Origin of the sequence: Streptomyces mutomycini, from assembly GCF_001700505.1 — a bacterium.
In the GTDB taxonomy this organism is placed as follows: domain Bacteria; phylum Actinomycetota; class Actinomycetes; order Streptomycetales; family Streptomycetaceae; genus Streptomyces; species Streptomyces mutomycini.
In genome coordinates this window covers 57,157-72,488 of sequence record NZ_MAPV01000057.1, presented here as the reverse complement: position 1 = coordinate 72,488, position 15,332 = coordinate 57,157, and the positions used below count along the sequence as shown (strand labels likewise).

Here is a 15,332-nt window from a genome sequence, read left to right as displayed (position 1 = left end):
CCCCCTCCCTCTTGCCCCGGGTCAGTCCGCCAGCAGTCCGCGCAGCTCCGCGACCGCCTCGCGGAGGTGTTCCGCGAAGGCGTGCATCTGGCCTGCCACCGCGCGCGGGGTGCTCAGGTAGAGGTTGAAGCGGTCCGGCAGCAGGACGTAGGCGATGCCGATGCACTTGCTGCTCGTCGAGCCGAAGCCGAAGTACTGGATGTTCTCCGACGGGGCCGAGCTGGTGCTCAGGTAGTCGTCCCGCATGGTGAGCCAGCCCGGGGAGCGGTACAGGGCGGGCTGTTCGTCGATGCCGAGCTCGCCGCCGCGGCGGCGCTGGATGAGTTCCAGCTCCCAGAGGTGCTGCTCCGGGGCCCCGCCCGCCTGGCATTCCTTCGCGCGGGTCACGTGGGCGGACGCGGCGGCCCGGAAGGCGGCGCGGCGGGTGTCGCGGTCGGCGGTGGGGTCGTCCATCGCCGCGACGAACACCGGCGTCTCCGGGGTGACGACGCGCATCGCCTCGGTGCGCCCGTGACGGTACTGGCGGGTGGCGATCGACTCGTACGTGGCTCCCAGGTGGCCCTTGGCCCGCTGGTGCGCCAGCTGGTACGCGGCCTGGACGAAGGCGTCCGGGGACACTCCGAGCGCCTTGGCAGCCGTGCTGCCGAAGTCGCCGAAGGACACGGTGCGGGTGGCGGTGTCGTTCCCGTACGCGGCGAACGCCTCGGCCGCCGAGCGCACCTGCGCCCGGAGCGGTGCGTCCAGTTCGAAGGCCAGGGGGCGGGGCACCGGCTCGCCCTGGGAGCGCGCTCCGGACCGGATGGAGTGCTCTTCGGGCGGGGTGCCGAGCAGGGCGTCGGTGAAGCTGAGGATGGTCGTCCCGTCCAGCTCGCAGTGCTCGACGTTGATGCCGGCCCGGCCGTCCTCGTAGACGACGAAGGAGACGGCCTTGTCGAACCAGCGGTTGCCGCGGTCTCCGTGAAGAAGTTCGTCGCAGGCGGTCTGGGTGTCCTCGGGTGAGAAGTCCTCCAGGCAGACGCAGAAGAGAGCGGTCTCGATGTCGTCCAGCGTCCGGGCGTTTCCGGGGTGACCGTCGACGAGGGACGCACGGGCGGCCGCCCATTCCGCCCGCGCCATGGTGGTGAGGTGACCGGCGCGGTCCTCATCGGCCGTGTGGACGTCGGCCTTGGTGACGGCGCGCAGCCCGGCCTCGATCTCGTCGAGGCTGTGCGGGACGCCGTCGGGGCCGACCACGTCCAGCCGGAACATGGTGCCCCGGAAGAACACCACGATGTGCCGGGCCGTGGACGGTCCGGGCTCCTGATCGCTGTACGGGGCACGCACGGTGTCCAGCGGCACACCGGGGATGCGGGTCGTGGAGAAGAGGTACGCGTTCTGCACCATCGACTGGGGCACGCCGCGCTGCTCGACCTGCGCGATCAGCCCCTCGTCGAGCTGCCGCTTGTAGTGCAGCGCGCCCGCGACGAGGCCGGCGGCCCGGTCGAGCTGCCCCTGGCCCGTGTCCTGGAACAGGAAGAAGAAGTTGGCGTTGAGCGCGATGCGGTCCCGGCGTCCGAGGTAGCGGTACGGCCAGAAGGTGTCGAGCCAGCTGTGCACACCCTCCGTCGCGTCGTACTCCTCCAGCGCCGCGTGCAGGGTCCGGCCGGGGCCCCCGGGCCGCAGGAAGGCGGTGACCTCGGCCTCCGTCGCCGCCCGCTCCTCTGCGGTCAGCAGCGGTGCGCACCAGGCGAGGAACCTCTCGCAGCTCGCTTCGAGCGTGGGCAGCGGCACGCGCGGAAGACTGCCTTCACGGGCGAAGGTCGCTTCGGCTGCTGCTTCCTGACTGACGTTCAATGCGGCTCTCTTCTCGGTGAGTGGGGATGGGAGGGGCTATCCGTGCTGCGGCCTGGAGAGGTAGAGCTGAGCGTAGAGCCAGCCGTCCTCCTCCAGGCCGCACGCGTCCACGCCGGCTGCGGCCAGGCTGTCCAGGACGCCTCGCTGTTCCTGCGGCCCTGCGAACCGTCGCTGCTTGAAGACCTCGTCGACCCGGACCGTCCGGTAGCCCAGCTCGTCCAGGGCGGCCTCGACGGGCTCGAAGGGGAACATCCGCAGCACGAAGTGCGCCATCCAGGGGAGGCGGCCGTCCTGTGCGCGGACGACACGGGCGAGGGTGCGCTCGGTGACGTAGCCGATGCAGCCCGTCGAGATCACGAGGTCCGTCCCGGCGAGCAGGTCCCGCTGGGCGGGGGTGGGGTCGTTCGCTTCCAGGTCGGCGTTGACGGTGCCGTCGAGGAACCCGGCCTCGTGTGCGTAGGCCAGGGCGCCGGCGGAGGCGTCCAGGCCGGTGAAGCGGAGTCCGTGCGCGGGGCTGCGGGAGCGGGAGAGGTCCTGGTCCCGTGCCAGCAGTCCGGCACGGGAGGAGGGGCCGGTGCCGTCGTAGCGCGCGTACAGCTCGTCCATCGTGAGGTCGTACTTCAGCAGGGCGGCGTTGATCCCGTACGAGCAGCCGATGTCCAGCACACGTGGGACCGCGACCTGTTCGGTCTCCCGGTACTCCTTGATGAGCTTCTCGAAGTAGGGCTTGGCCAGTTGGGGGACGCGGTAGCCGAGCGGGCGGAGCACCTGGAAGTACGTGCGTGGGTCGGGCGCGGTGTAGATGTGGTCCAGCGAGACTTTTCCGGACGCGTCGAGACGCAAGGGGCCTGCTCCTTGGGGGAAGGCGTGCGGGGCGGGGTCTGTCTGCGTGCCGCCGTCAGTCCAGCAGCCGGTCACTCCGTACGGCACGGCCTTCCGCGGCCAGGTGCTCGGGCAGGACACGGCCGAAGAGCTGCCGTGTACGTGAAACGCTGCCGATGACACCGGGTCGCTCGCTGTAGGCGAAGATCGCCGAGTGGCGTGCGACGTCGCCCCGGACGGGGCTGACGCGGTGCAGCGAGTAACGGCCCTTGAACAGTTGGAGGTCGCCCGGCCGGAGCGGCAGCCGGTCGCCCCGGGCGCTGCCGTCCAGCACGTCGCGGACGGCGTCGAAGCGCTCGTCCTCGGCGGACCTGATGTTCGGGCAGTACTCGAACTCGCCTCCCTCCTGGGCCTGCTGGGTGAGCATGCTGACTGTGTACTCGTTGGTGTCGAAGTGCCAGGGGTGCTCCATGCCCGGCCGTACGACGTTGAGCACGAGCCCGGAGAGCGGGTCGGCGAGCTCGTGCAGCTGCGGCAGCCCGAAGCACTCGGCGACGAGCCGCTGGAACATCGTGTGCCCGTGGAGCCGGGCGATGAGGGCACCGTGCGGAATGCGGTCGCGTGCTACGAACGCGTTGCCGCGCTGGAGGGTGCGGCGGCCGGGGTGGCCCTCGGGGAGGTCCGCGTCCACGGGGATGTTGTAGACGTTGACCGTCTCGACGTCGTAGTAGGCCTGGGGGGCGAGGGCGGCGCACTCCTGGCGCAGCGTCTCGTGGAGCGACGGGCGTACGAAGTCCGGCAGTACGGTGCAGCCGACCGTAGCGAGTTCGCGTCTCGCCCGTGCCACCACTGACCGGATCTCGGCACTTCCTGGGTCCGACAGGGGGTAGCGGTCGGTGTCGACCACCTGGTCGAGCGTGATGGCTTGCAGAGTGCTCATCTGACCCTCTCCACGCGCACGTCGGTAACTTAACTGACGAGTAACAGAGTTGAAGTTCCCACAGCGCCGCTGCGTTGTCTGTGACTCGTCACACTTCCGGACCGGACGAGCACACTTCCGGACCGGACGAGCAGAGGAAGGCGGTGTGCTCGGTGCCGGTGGACGACGGTGCGCCCCGTACGGCCACTGCCCCCGGGGGCACAGACAGCGGGATCCCCGCCTGTGCCCCCGGATCTCCCGGGGGCACAGGCGGACGGGTCAGCGGCCGTAGCGGATCAGGGTGCGGACCATGCGGCAGGTGGTGTCGGACGGCGGGTGGATGGCGAGGCGGTCCGCCTCCGCTCGGATACGGCGGTTGTCGGCGCTCGACGGCTGGTACACGCCGGTGTCGAGCAGGGCGATCGCCAGGCGCATGGCCTTCAGACGACGGTTGTGGGAGACGTACCACTCGCGGGGCCGGCCCGCGGGGAGCGGCTTCTTCCGCAGTGGCTTGTGGAGCGGCTCGGTCGTGACTGTGGCGACGGCCATCGGCAACCTCCTGGCACGGTGGTGGAACCCTCACGAACTCCCCCCATTCTACTGCTCACCACTGACAATCGCCCCTGGCCAGAGCCTATTTCGAGGTTCCCTCCCGTACCCTGGGCCGCATGGAGATCTGGATCAATCCCGCCTGTTCCAAGTGCCGCAGCGCGGTGAGTCTGCTCGACGCGGAGGGTGTTGAATACACGGTCCGCCGCTATCTGGAGGACGTGCCGACGCCCGAGGAGATCCGGGCCGTGCTCGACCGTCTCGGGCTGGAGCCGTGGGACATCACCCGGACCCAGGAGGCCGAGGCGAAGGAGCTCGGGGTCAAGGACTGGGCGAAGGACGCCGGTTCGCGCGAGCGGTGGATCACGGCGCTGGCCGGGCACCCGAAGCTGATCCAGCGCCCGATCATCACCGCGCAGGACGGTTCGGCCGTGGTGGCGAGGACCGACGAGGCGGTGCGGGACGCGATGGGGCGGTGAGAAGGAGGGACACCGGGCCCAGCCGTACCCGGGCTCCCCGCGCGCCGGGTGAGCGCCGGCCTGGCCGCCCAGGAGTCGAACCTCCGGGGCATGCGGGTCAGCCCTGGCCCAGCGCCGCCTGCGCCTGCGCGAGCACCTCGGTGAGCCGCAGCCCGAACCGTACGTCGCAGGGGTGCGCAACCCCCGTGCGTGCGGCGTCGGTCAGCGCGTCCACGGCCACCCGGAACGCGCCGAGTGCGTCTCCGCCTCCCTCCGGCAGGGTGGAGACCCCCCGCTCGCCCCGGAATTCGACCTCGGTTCCGACCGCGCCCACCGGTGCGTCCAGGGCCAGCGTCACCGTGCTCGACGCGCCGGAGGTGTGACGCAGCAGCAGATGCGTCGTGTCGGCCGGGCCGCGGGCCGCGACCACCTCCGTCACGTCGCCGAGCACCGGGATCAGGACCGAGAGCGCGTGCGGGCCCACGTCCCACAGGCCGCCCTTCTCGCGGCGCCAGGGCGAGGCGGCGAACTCGTTGCTCGTGCCCGGGGCGAAGAGCGCGCCCATCCACAGGGCCCGTGCCGTGAACCAGTCCCCTGCGGCGGCCTGTTCGGCGATCCACCCCGCCGTGCCCTCCGCGAACCGCAGGGTGCAGAAGACCACGGAGGCGACCCGGGCCCGCTCGGCCGCTTCGGCGACCTCCCGCGCCGCCGCCACCGTCGTGGCGACCGGCTTGTCCAGCAGGAGGTGGCATCCGGCGGCGGCCGCGCGCACGGCAAGGGGTGCCTGGATGTCCGGCGGCACGGCGAAGGCCACGGCGTCGCTCGCGGCCAGGAGGGCGTCGATGCCCTCCTCCCCCGTGAAGGAATCGGTGCCGTGGGCTGCGGCGAGCGCGTCCGCCGCTTCGGGACGGCGGCCCCATACGCCGCTCAGTACGACGCCGGGGTGGGCGGCGAGGGCGGGGGCGTGGGTCAGGCGCGCCCAGGGGCCCGCCCCGATGAGCCCTGTCCGCAGCGGCGCGGCGGAGGCGGCGTGTGTGGTCATGCCACCAGTCTGCCCGTACCGGCACAGGCGCGGCACCGGTACCGCGGGCCCGGAACGTATCCAGTGCGCCGCAGGGTGAGACGCTCCTGGGCGGCGGGGGCCTGCCCTGCGACACCCCCGGGAAACGTCGGTAACACGAGGTTCACATTCGGGCAACGGTCGGGAAATCGCGTCTTGCGAAGCTGCGCACCATAGACCGCAGCACCCGCAAAGGATGGCGTCCGTGACGTTCAAGGCTGAGTACATCTGGATCGACGGCACCGAGCCGACCGCCAAGCTTCGCTCCAAGACGAAGATCATGGCGGGCAGCCCCTCGCAGGGTGTGGCGGATCTGCCCATCTGGGGCTTCGACGGTTCGAGCACCAACCAGGCCGAGGGCCACGCCTCCGACCGGGTCCTCAGGCCGGTCTTCGCGTGTCCGGACCCGATCCGCGGCGGTGACGACATCCTCGTCCTGTGCGAGGTCTTCAACATCGACATGACTCCGCACGAGTCCAACACCCGCGCCTCGCTGCGCCCGGTCGCCGAGCAGTTCGCGGGCCAGGAGCCCATCTTCGGCATCGAGCAGGAGTACACGTTCTTCGACGGGCACCGTCCGCTCGGCTTCCCCGAGGGCGGCTTCCCCGCCGCGCAGGGCGGTTACTACTGCGGTGTGGGCTCCGACGAGATCTTCGGCCGCGACATCGTCGAGAAGCACCTGGACAACTGCCTGACGGCGGGCCTCGCCATCTCCGGCATCAACGCCGAGGTCATGCCGGGCCAGTGGGAGTTCCAGGTCGGCCCGGTCTCGCCGCTGGAGGTCTCCGACCACCTCTGGGTCGCCCGCTGGCTGCTCTACCGCACCGCCGAGGACTTCAACGTCTCCGCGACCCTGGACCCGAAGCCGGTCAAGGGCGACTGGAACGGCGCGGGCGCGCACACCAACTTCTCCACCAAGGCGATGCGCGAGGGCTACGAGGCGATCATCACGGCGGCCGAGTCGCTCGGTGAGGGCTCGAAGCCGATGGACCACGTCAAGCACTACGGTGCCGGCATCGACGACCGCCTGACCGGTCTGCACGAGACCGCCCCGTGGAACGAGTACAGCTACGGCGTCTCCAACCGCGGCGCCTCGGTCCGTATCCCGTGGCAGGTCGAGCAGGACCAGAAGGGCTACATCGAGGACCGTCGGCCGAACGCCAACGTCGACCCGTACGTGGTCACGCGGCTGATCGTCGACACCTGCTGCACCGCGCTGGAGAAGGCCGGACAGGTCTGATCCGCCGCCGGCTCGGCACGAAGGGGCGTCCGCACGGCCGGGCGCCCCTTCGGCGTGCCCGGCCGTGCGAAGCACCCGTGAACGGCAGTTACGGGAAGGGATGGTGAGGAACATGACACAGCGGTCCGTACCGACGGGTGAGAGAAGCCTGCTGCGCGGCGCCGATCTCTGCTTCAATGGGGACATGGCCGGCTACCAGCACAACGCGTCGGGTCGCAGCGACCTCGAGCCGTTCTGGCCCTCCCGTCAGCACCATGACTTCGACCGGGTGTGTTGCCGCGCGTGGAACGCGCAGGCCCTCTAAAGCCGCCTCACCCCGGCCTTCGGCCCGCGCGCACGACGTACGTCCTCGACGACTCCTCGCGCGAAAGAGCTGACCCTCATGGCGAACACCCGTACCCTCTCCACCGCGTCCGCGTCCGCCGCGGCCACCACCGCGCCCCGGGGCGCCCTGTCCCCCAACCGCCACCGGCTGCGTGCCGTCGACCGTGACGAGGTCGTCGGCCTCGGGGACGTGGCCGGTTTCCTGCCGCCGGGCGCCACCTGGCTGCCCGCACCCCAGCACACACTGCCCACGCTGCCCGGCCGGCCGCCGATGGTCGGCTATCTGGTGCTCGTGCCCGCCGACCAGCAGCCGGCTCTGGCCTGGGCCGTGGCCTCCGCCCAGGACCGGGAGTTCGTGCCGGAGCCGGTGGCCGCCGCTCCGGCGCCCGGTCCCGTACAGATCGACTCCACCCGGCGCACCGCCGCCGTGGACGGCGTCGTCCTCGACCTGACGTACCTCGAATTCGAGCTGCTGGCGCACCTGGTGGCGCACCCGCAACGAGTGCACACCCGCGATCAGCTGGTGACGACGGTCTGGGGTTACGGGCATGTGGGCGACGGGCGCACCGTCGACGTCCACGTGGCCCGGCTGCGACGCAAGCTGGGTGCGGAGCACCGCCGGTCGATCCAGACCGTGCGGCGGGTGGGCTACAAGTACGCGCCCTGATCGCACACCGTGTGCGGGAGGCCCCGGGTTCCTGCCCGGGGCCTCCCGGCGTTCCGGTGGTGGTGTCAGGTACACCCCCGCCGGGGGGCGGAACGGCTGACGGCAGACCCCGCGCGCGGGCGAGACTGGGTTGTGAACGGGATCCGATGTGGGGCCCGGTGAGGGGAGACATCGTCATGAGTGCGGAAAAGAGCCGGCTGCGGACCGCGCTGCCGGCCGGTGGGCGGGCGTTCGTCCTGTCCTTCGTGAGCATCGTGGGCTCGGCCACCCTCTTCATCCTGTCGCTTCTCTCCCTCGCCTTCATCCCGCTGGGCGTGGGGCTGGTCACCACGCCGTGGGTCCTGGAGGCGGTGCGCGCCCACGCCAACCGCCGCCGGCTGCTCGCGGCGTCCTGGTCGGACGTCTTCATCCCGGTGCCCTACCGGCCGTTCCCGAAGGATGTGCGCACTGGCTTCACCGGGCAGGTCGAGCGGACCACGCTGCTGCTGAAGGACCCCGCGACCTGGCGGGACCTGCGGTGGCTGCTGCTCGACATGACGGCGGGATACGTGCTGCTGGTCCTCGCCTTCGTGCTGCTGGTCTACCCGGTGGAGGGGCTCGTCCTGGCGGCGGGGCTGTGGCGGGTGTTCGAGGACAGCACGTACTGGTACGGATTCGTGCCGGTCAGCAGCCAGATGACGGGGCTGGCCGCGGCGGCGCTCGGCATCGCGGTCTTCCACGTGGGCCTGCGGGCGAGCGAGCCCCTGCTGCGGCTGCACTTCGTGCTCGCCCGGTCGGCGCTGGCGCCCACCCCGGAGGAGCTCGAGCAGCGCATCGACCGGCTCACCGCGACGCGGCACGAGGCCGTCGACACGGCGGCGTCCGAACTGCGGCGCATCGAGCGGGATCTGCACGACGGGGCGCAGGCCCGGCTGGTCGCGATGGGCATGAACCTCGGCACCATCGAGGCGCTCGTCGAGAAGGACCCGGCGCAGGCGAAGAAGCTGCTGGCGATGGCCCGTACGTCCTCGGCACAGGCCCTCACCGAGCTGCGTGACCTCGTACGGGGCATCCACCCGCCGGTGCTCGCCGAACGCGGGCTCGGCGACGCGGTGAAGGCGCTGGCCCTGCGGATGCCGGTCGCCTCCGAGGTGACCGTGGAGCTCGGTGGCCGTGCCGACGCCCCGGTCGAGTCGGCGGCGTACTTCGCCGTCAGTGAGGCCCTGACGAACGCGGTGAAGCACGCGGGCGCGGACCGCCTGTGGGTGGACGTCCACCACGCCGGGGGGATGCTGCGGATCTCCGTCACGGACAACGGCAAGGGCGGTGCGACCGTCACAGCCGGCTCGGGGCTCGGCGGAATAGAACGCCGACTGGGTACATTCGACGGCGTACTGGCCGTCAGCAGCCCAGCGGGCGGCCCCACCATGGTGACCATGGAGATCCCTTGCGCGTTGTCCTAGCCGAAGATCTCTTCCTGCTCCGTGACGGCCTCGTGCGGATGCTCGAGGCCTACGATTTCGAGATCGCGGCGGCAGTGGAGACCGGGCCCGAACTGACCAGGGCACTGGCCGAGTTGAAGCCGGACATCGCGCTCGTCGATGTCCGGCTCCCGCCGTCCCACACGGACGAGGGACTGCAATGCGCGCTGACCGCCCGCCGCGACCGGCCGGGACTTCCGGTGCTCGTCCTGTCCCAGCACGTGGAGCAGTTGTACGCCCGGGAGCTGCTGGCCGACGGCAACGGCGGTATCGGCTACCTGCTGAAGGACCGGGTGTTCGACGCCGACCAGTTCATCGACGCGGTGCGCCGGGTGGCCGCCGGCGGTACGGCGATGGATCCGCAGGTCATCTCGCAGCTGCTGTCGCGGCGCTCGGTGGACGAGCCCATGGGGGCGTTGACGCCACGGGAGCGTGAGGTCATGGAGCTGATGGCGCAGGGCCGTTCGAACGTGGCGATCGCCTCGCAGATGGTGGTCACGGAGCGGGCGGTGGCCAAGCACACCTCGAACATCTTCAGCAAGCTCGGCCTCCCCGTGTCGGACGACGACAACCGCCGCGTTCTCGCGGTCCTCGCCTACCTCGACCGGGGCTGACCGCCCGGAACGCGAGGACCGCACGGCTTCGCCCGGGGTGCCGTTTTCACAGGCCCCGTCCGCGGGCCGATTCCGCGGCGTGCTGAACGGGTGGGGCCTCGGGTCCGTATGGGACGTCACGCTTCTGACCCGAAGCACCGAGGCGGAGGAGTTCCATGGGACGCACATCGCGCAGGAAACGTTCGACGCCGGCCAACCGGGCGATCGCCGCCCTGGCCGCGCTGGTTCTGGGTGGAGGTGGGCTGGCCGCCGTCAACGTGTACGCGAGTGCGGGAGAGGGCGGGGCCGGTCCGTCTCCCGGGCGGTTCCAGGGTGCCGCTCGCCAGATGTCCACCATCGACTGCCCCGACGCGGGGATCGCGCTTCCCGACGTACCGGACGGGGCCCGGCCCGAGGTCGACCGTGAGCTGGCCGCCATGGATACGCAGATCACCGACGCGTACCGCCGGTTCGCGGACCGGAAGGACCGGATCGCCCGTGATCCGGCTCTCGCCGAGAACGCGGTGCTCGGCCCGCTGAAGAGCAAGCGGGCGGCGAGTCTCGACCGGATCGGGATCGCCGTCGAGCGGGCCGGCGGAGGCCGGCCCCAGGGCCTGGAGGGGCTCGCGGGATGCAGCCTGCGCGCCGACGACGAGGAGGGACAGGGCGGCGGCCAGGGAGAAGAGCCGGGAGACGGGCAGGGCGGCGGTCAGAGCGACGGCCAGGCCCAGGAGGGCAACGGTCCCGAGGCGTCCGACTTCGTCGACATCGAGTCCGTCCGGCCCGACGCCGACCGCCCCCGCAACCGCCGTGGCGCGTCCCGGGGCACGTTCACCACGGACTGCGGACGTAACGAGAACGGCAGGTTCAACCCGGACAACGTCATCGCCGCTCCCGGGGTGAGCAACGGCGCCCACCACATGCACGACTACGTCGGCAATCAGGCCACCGACGCGTTCGCCTCCGACGACGATCTGGCCGGCGGGGGGACGACGTGCCGGAACCGGGGTGACCGGTCGACGTACTACTGGCCCGTGCTCCGCCTGCAGAACGGCCGGGACGCGAACGACGTGGACGCGGACGGAGGTGGCAGGGACCAGAACACCGGGGAGATCCAGACCCCTTCGCAGGTCACCCTGAAATTCGTCGGATCGCCCGCCGGAAAGGTCACGGCGATGCCGCGCTTCCTGCGGATCATCACCGGGGACGCCAAGGCCCTCACCAACGGGGACGCCAATGCCAACGCGTCCTGGAGCTGTACCGGATTCGAGGACAGGCAGCTCAGGGACAAGTACCCGATCTGCCCCGAGGGCAGCCAGGTGGTGCGGTCCTTCGCCTTCCAGAGCTGCTGGGACGGACAGAACACCGACAGCGCCAACCACCGCACCCATGTGTCGTTCGCGCAGGACGACGGGCGGTGCCCGGACGGTTTCAGGGCCGTTCCGCAGCTGGTCCAGCGCATCGTGTACGACGTCCCGCCCGGCCCCGGCTTCGCCGTCGACTCCTTCCCGGAGCAGCTGCACAAACCCGTCACCGACCACGGCGACTTCATCAACGTCTTCGACGACCGGCTGATGAAGAAGGTGGTGAGCTGCATCAACGGCGGACGCAAGTGCCGCTGACGCGGCCCCCGGCAGCGACGCCTGCCCCTCGGACCTGCGCGGTCAGCTCTTGTGGTGACCGGAGTGCCCTGCCTCGCTCCCCCCACCGCCACTGTTCCCCGAGTGGTGCGGCGAGGCGGTCTCCACCGTCCCCCCGAGCCGGCCGCGCAGCGCCGCGACCACGTCCGCGTCACCGGCGGCGACCCACTTGCGGCCGACCAGATACGACCCGCCGTAGTCGTTGGCCTCGTTGAGCCACTCACGCTGGCCGCGGTCGGTGGCGAAGGTGGCCAGCACATAACGGCCGTCCCCGGTGCTGCAGTTGGCCTGCCTGAGCTCTTCCGCTTCGGTCCGCACATTCGGCTCGCAGTGCGCTTTGGACGCGAGCTGCTCCAGTGTCCCGCTCGCGGTGGGCGGCACGGCGGGCCTGTCGTCGCGGTCCGCTCCCCCGCCGCACGCGGTGAGCCCTCCGCACGCGGTGATCAGGGCGAACCCCGCCAGCACGGCCGCCGGTGTCCGGCGGGCCCGTCCTCGTCGCCACTCCAGCTGCTCGACCATGCGGCCATCGTGCCCCGGTGTTCCCGGCTCGCGCGCGGAAACCGCACAACCCGCCCCCGGGCGTGCGCGCCGGAGTGACCATCGCACCATTCGCTCGTTCAGCTGAACATGCCCCCTCTGCGAGCAGTACCGCCGTCCGCCGGCCGCCCCTTCGCGGAGCAGGCCGGCGGGGAGCGTGCCGACGCCGCGCCCGCCGAGCACTACGCCCGGCTGGTGCGGATCGCGTATCTCGTGCTGGCGCCCTCGCTCGGCCGCAACCGCCGGGTGCTGTCGGCCCACTGGCTGACCCAGCGGGCCCTGGCCGGCGGGCGCCGGGCGGAACCGGGGCGCGCGTACGCGTACGTACGGCTGCGGGTGCTGCGTACGGCGTTGGAGTCGGGGCTGCCGTTGTTCAGGCCGGCCCGCCCGCGGCGGGCGCAGTTCCCGCCGCTGGTGCCGCAGGTGTGGGGCCTCCGGCTGTTTCCGCATTCCTGCGGCGCGGACGAACTGGCGCTGGAGCAGGCCCTGGCGGGGGTGTCGGGCCCGTGCCGGGCCGCGCACGTGCTGCGCGGGCTCGAAGGGCTCGACGACGCCGAGGTGTGCCGGGTCCTCGAATCGGCGGGGGTCGCCGACCCACGGGCGGCGCTGCTGGAGGCCGACGCGCTCACCGCGCCCCACGCGCTGCTGGCCTCACCGGAGTTTGACCCGTGCTCCCTGCAGGTCAGGCCGACCGATCCGGTGGGCCGCCGGCGGCGCGGGCGTACCCTGCTGGCCGGCGCCGGCGCGCTCCTGGTCTGCGGGACGCTGCTGCTGATCCCGGGGGACGGCCTGGGCGGCCCGCGCGCCGCCTCCGCGCCGCTCTACGCCCGCCATGAGACCGCCCAGAAAGCCCTGGAACCGGCGGCGTTGCGCCGGGTTCCCGACGGGCTCTGGCGGAGCTCCACGCGCAGGGACTTCACCGTCTGGCCCACGCGTGGTGACCGGACCGGTGACAGCGGTCTGCTGGGCCGTGCCCTCGCCGCGTGGGCGCGGCCCGGACCGGCGATGGTCACGTCGGCGACGCCCGGGACGCCCGACGGCCCGCCGATGGGTCCGCCGCAGCTGCTGTACGCGGGTGAGGCGGGCGTGGCGGCCGTGGTGCTGTTCCACGACGGCCTGCGTGTCGTGCGCTACGCGGAGCCGCGCAACGCCGACCCGTCGTGGGGTGCCGCGCTGGACTTCGCCCGGGTGGACGGCGCGGACGAGGTGGCGGCGAGCGCGCTGGTGGTGCAGCGCCGCGCCGGACGTATCCGCTATCTGACCGCGCCCTGGGTGCGGGAGGCGGGCGTGCGGGACCTGCTCGCACCGCGTGCGGCGGCCGTGCCGCTGGCCCGGGACCGGCACGGGGTGACGGACCCGCTGACGGGGCCGGAGACGGAGGCCGAGGACCCGGCGGACTGCCGTTCCTGGCAGGTCCTGGAGCTGCGGGACGGCACCGCGGCGCACCTGATGACGGATCTCGGTGAACTCACGCCCGTGCGCCTGACGTCCGGCGTGCCGTCCGCTCCGCACGACGTCTCGGGCCGGGCCGAGCGTGAGAGCTGGGCGCGTACGGCCTGCCTCCTGCCCGCGGTGCGGTCCAACGGTGTCCGGTCGGTGAACTCCTGGCCGTACGCGAGGCAGCCGTTGCCGGAGGGCGCGGGGGACGCCCTGTGGTTCTGCACCAGGGCGGACACCTGGCGGGGTACGGGCAGCAGGGTCCTGGCCCAGTTCCAGGCGCCGGCCGAACTGTCGGGCGGCACCGGGGCGCCGGGGGCCGTCGCGGCCCGTTCCGAGGACTCGCCGGACTGCGGGATACGCAGACCGCGGGTGCTGGCGGGCGTGCTGTGGAGGTCGGACGGCGGGCGGTGGTACGTACTGGCCGCCGGCTCACGGCAGTTCGCGTCGCTGACCGCGACCGGAGGTGTGAGGGGCCGGGCGAACGGGCGGCTGCTGGCGCTGCCTGCCGGTGAGGGCGACCGGCCCCGGCTCGACGGGCTGCTGACGGACGGCAGCAGGGCGGGCGCACTGCACTGAGTCCGGGCGAGGGGCGGGGGGCCGGGGGCCGTCCGAGCGGCCCCGATAGGCTGTCCGGCATGACGACCCGGGTGCGGCGCCGGATGGGTGTCGATGAGCGCAGGGCCCAGTTGATCGGCGTGGCGCTGGAGTTGTTCGGTCACCGCTCGCCCGACGAGGTGTCGATCGATGAGATCGCGGCGGCCGCCGGCATCTCCCGTCCGCTCGTCTACCACTACTTCCCGGGAAAGCGCAGTCTGTACGAGGCGGCGATGAAGCGGGCCGCCGACGAGCTGTCCGCCCGCTTCCTGGTGGCGCACGAAGGGCCCCTGGGAGCCCGGCTGATCCGGGTGATGCACCGGTTCTTCGACTTCCTCGAGGACCACGGCCCGGGCTTCGCGGCGCTGATGCGGGGCGGTCCCGTAAGGGGTTCGTCCTCGGCCGACGCCCTGGTCGACGGGGTGCGTCAGGCGGCGTACGAGCAGATCATCGCTCATCTCCGCGTGCCGGCGCCGTCCGCCCGGCTGGAGCTCCTCGTGCGGTCCTGGGTGTCGCTGGCAGAGTCGACGGCGCTGCTCTGGCTCGACGGGAAGCGCGTCCCGCGCGCGGAGCTGGAGCTGCAGCTGGTGCACGACTTCGCGGCGCTGGCGTCGGTGAGCGCCGCGTACGACCAGGAGGTGGCGGGCGTCATGCTGGGGGTCTTCGCGCAGGAGCCGGCGGACGGCCCGTTCGGCGAACTGCTCGCCAGGCTCTCGGCGCTGGCGCCCGCCGCACCGGCTGTTCCGTCGCAGCGGCTGCCTCAGTTCTTGCGGTAGGACGCGTCCAGGTCTCTGATCTCGGCCGAGGCGTGGACGGTGAGTCCGTCGACGGGCTTCAGATGCCCGGCCAGCAGCTCCAGAACGGCTTCCGTCAGCCGCGCCTTGATCTCGGGGGTCCTGCCGGGCAGCATCGCGATCGAGACGTTCACGATGGAGTCGCCCGTCGCGGCGTCGCCGACGACGGAGTCCTCGGTCCGGCGGAACCGGGTCTTGCAGGCGGGGAGCTTGGTGGACACGGTCTCGGCGACGAGCGGGTGCAGGGCCAGCGCGAAGCCGCGGCGGTCGAAGCTGTCGTCGAGGTCGGCGGAGTAGTCGACGGTGATCTGCGGCATCAAACGCTCCTGATCGCGGGTGCGGGTACGCATACGTGTACAGCGTGCATGCACGTGTACGGCCTCAGCTTCGCGTGATCGCGCG

The 15,332-nt window shown here is 71.9% G+C and carries 16 protein-coding genes; 9 read left to right on the top strand and 7 right to left on the bottom strand.

Going from position 1 to position 15,332, the window contains the following annotated elements; all coding sequences use genetic code 11:
• Positions 1 to 21: 21 nt before the first annotated feature.
• The 4 genes from BFF76_RS09670 to BFF76_RS09655 form a co-directional block, all read right to left on the bottom strand.
• On the bottom strand, positions 22 to 1,833 hold the full coding sequence (locus tag BFF76_RS09670; RefSeq protein WP_065848013.1) for a choline/carnitine O-acyltransferase: 1,812 nt from the start codon (positions 1,831 to 1,833) through the stop codon (positions 22 to 24).
• A 36-nt stretch (positions 1,834 to 1,869) separates the two neighbouring features.
• Positions 1,870 to 2,676 carry a class I SAM-dependent methyltransferase gene (locus tag BFF76_RS09665; RefSeq protein WP_031093785.1) on the bottom strand — a complete coding sequence of 269 codons (807 nt, stop codon included), beginning with the start codon at positions 2,674 to 2,676 and terminating at the stop codon, positions 1,870 to 1,872.
• Between the two features lie 55 nt (positions 2,677 to 2,731).
• Positions 2,732 to 3,595, bottom strand: coding sequence for a HalD/BesD family halogenase (locus BFF76_RS09660; RefSeq protein WP_065848012.1), 864 nt, complete (start codon positions 3,593 to 3,595; stop codon positions 2,732 to 2,734).
• Positions 3,596 to 3,853: 258 nt separating this feature from the next.
• Entirely contained in the window at positions 3,854 to 4,123 is a 270-nt protein-coding gene (locus tag BFF76_RS09655; protein ID WP_053928428.1) for a hypothetical protein, read from the bottom strand.
• 119 nt (positions 4,124 to 4,242) lie between these two features.
• Between BFF76_RS09655 and BFF76_RS09650 the strand changes: the two genes are divergently transcribed.
• Complete coding sequence (locus BFF76_RS09650; RefSeq protein ID WP_065848011.1) at positions 4,243 to 4,602, top strand: arsenate reductase family protein; 360 nt, start codon at positions 4,243 to 4,245, stop codon at positions 4,600 to 4,602.
• Positions 4,603 to 4,699: 97 nt separating this feature from the next.
• Here the strand turns inward: BFF76_RS09650 and BFF76_RS09645 are convergent, their stop codons facing one another.
• Positions 4,700 to 5,623 carry a Gfo/Idh/MocA family protein gene (locus BFF76_RS09645; protein WP_031093790.1) on the bottom strand — a complete coding sequence of 308 codons (924 nt, stop codon included), beginning with the start codon at positions 5,621 to 5,623 and terminating at the stop codon, positions 4,700 to 4,702.
• Between the two features lie 223 nt (positions 5,624 to 5,846).
• Here BFF76_RS09645 and glnII point away from each other — a divergent pair, with 223 nt between their 5' ends.
• From glnII to BFF76_RS09615, 6 genes are all read left to right on the top strand, one after another.
• The gene (glnII, locus tag BFF76_RS09640; protein ID WP_065848010.1) at positions 5,847 to 6,881 is read left to right on the top strand and encodes a glutamine synthetase; all 1,035 of its coding nucleotides are present in this window, start codon (positions 5,847 to 5,849) and stop codon (positions 6,879 to 6,881) included.
• Between the two features lie 112 nt (positions 6,882 to 6,993).
• On the top strand, positions 6,994 to 7,185 hold the full coding sequence (locus BFF76_RS09635; RefSeq protein WP_141695580.1) for a hypothetical protein: 192 nt from the start codon (positions 6,994 to 6,996) through the stop codon (positions 7,183 to 7,185).
• A gap of 78 nt (positions 7,186 to 7,263) precedes the next feature.
• Positions 7,264 to 7,872: a winged helix-turn-helix domain-containing protein gene (locus BFF76_RS09630; RefSeq protein ID WP_031093796.1), complete on the top strand. Its 609-nt coding sequence runs from the start codon at positions 7,264 to 7,266 to the stop codon at positions 7,870 to 7,872.
• A gap of 176 nt (positions 7,873 to 8,048) precedes the next feature.
• Positions 8,049 to 9,314 (top strand): sensor histidine kinase, encoded by a 1,266-nt coding sequence (locus BFF76_RS09625; protein ID WP_065848009.1) that lies wholly within the window; start codon positions 8,049 to 8,051, stop codon positions 9,312 to 9,314.
• On the top strand, positions 9,299 to 9,946 hold the full coding sequence (locus BFF76_RS09620; RefSeq protein WP_031093799.1) for a LuxR C-terminal-related transcriptional regulator: 648 nt from the start codon (positions 9,299 to 9,301) through the stop codon (positions 9,944 to 9,946). The genes BFF76_RS09625 and BFF76_RS09620 overlap by 16 nt, the downstream gene beginning before the upstream one ends.
• A gap of 155 nt (positions 9,947 to 10,101) precedes the next feature.
• The gene (locus BFF76_RS09615; RefSeq protein WP_065848008.1) at positions 10,102 to 11,547 is read left to right on the top strand and encodes a DUF1996 domain-containing protein; all 1,446 of its coding nucleotides are present in this window, start codon (positions 10,102 to 10,104) and stop codon (positions 11,545 to 11,547) included.
• A gap of 42 nt (positions 11,548 to 11,589) precedes the next feature.
• Here BFF76_RS09615 and BFF76_RS09610 read toward each other — a convergent pair whose 3' ends face one another.
• Positions 11,590 to 12,084: a hypothetical protein gene (locus BFF76_RS09610; protein ID WP_031093803.1), complete on the bottom strand. Its 495-nt coding sequence runs from the start codon at positions 12,082 to 12,084 to the stop codon at positions 11,590 to 11,592.
• A 108-nt stretch (positions 12,085 to 12,192) separates the two neighbouring features.
• Here BFF76_RS09610 and BFF76_RS09605 point away from each other — a divergent pair, with 108 nt between their 5' ends.
• Entirely contained in the window at positions 12,193 to 14,118 is a 1,926-nt protein-coding gene (locus BFF76_RS09605; RefSeq protein ID WP_065848007.1) for a hypothetical protein, read from the top strand.
• A gap of 59 nt (positions 14,119 to 14,177) precedes the next feature.
• Positions 14,178 to 14,912, top strand: a complete 735-nt coding sequence (locus tag BFF76_RS09600) for a TetR/AcrR family transcriptional regulator (RefSeq protein ID WP_079122354.1) — start codon at positions 14,178 to 14,180, stop codon at positions 14,910 to 14,912.
• Here BFF76_RS09600 and BFF76_RS09595 read toward each other — a convergent pair.
• A complete protein-coding gene (locus tag BFF76_RS09595) occupies positions 14,897 to 15,247 on the bottom strand; it encodes a 5-carboxymethyl-2-hydroxymuconate Delta-isomerase (protein ID WP_031093809.1) in 351 nt (116 codons plus the stop codon). The two genes, BFF76_RS09600 and BFF76_RS09595, sit on opposite strands and share 16 nt — an antisense overlap.
• Between the last annotated feature and the right edge of the window lie 85 nt (positions 15,248 to 15,332).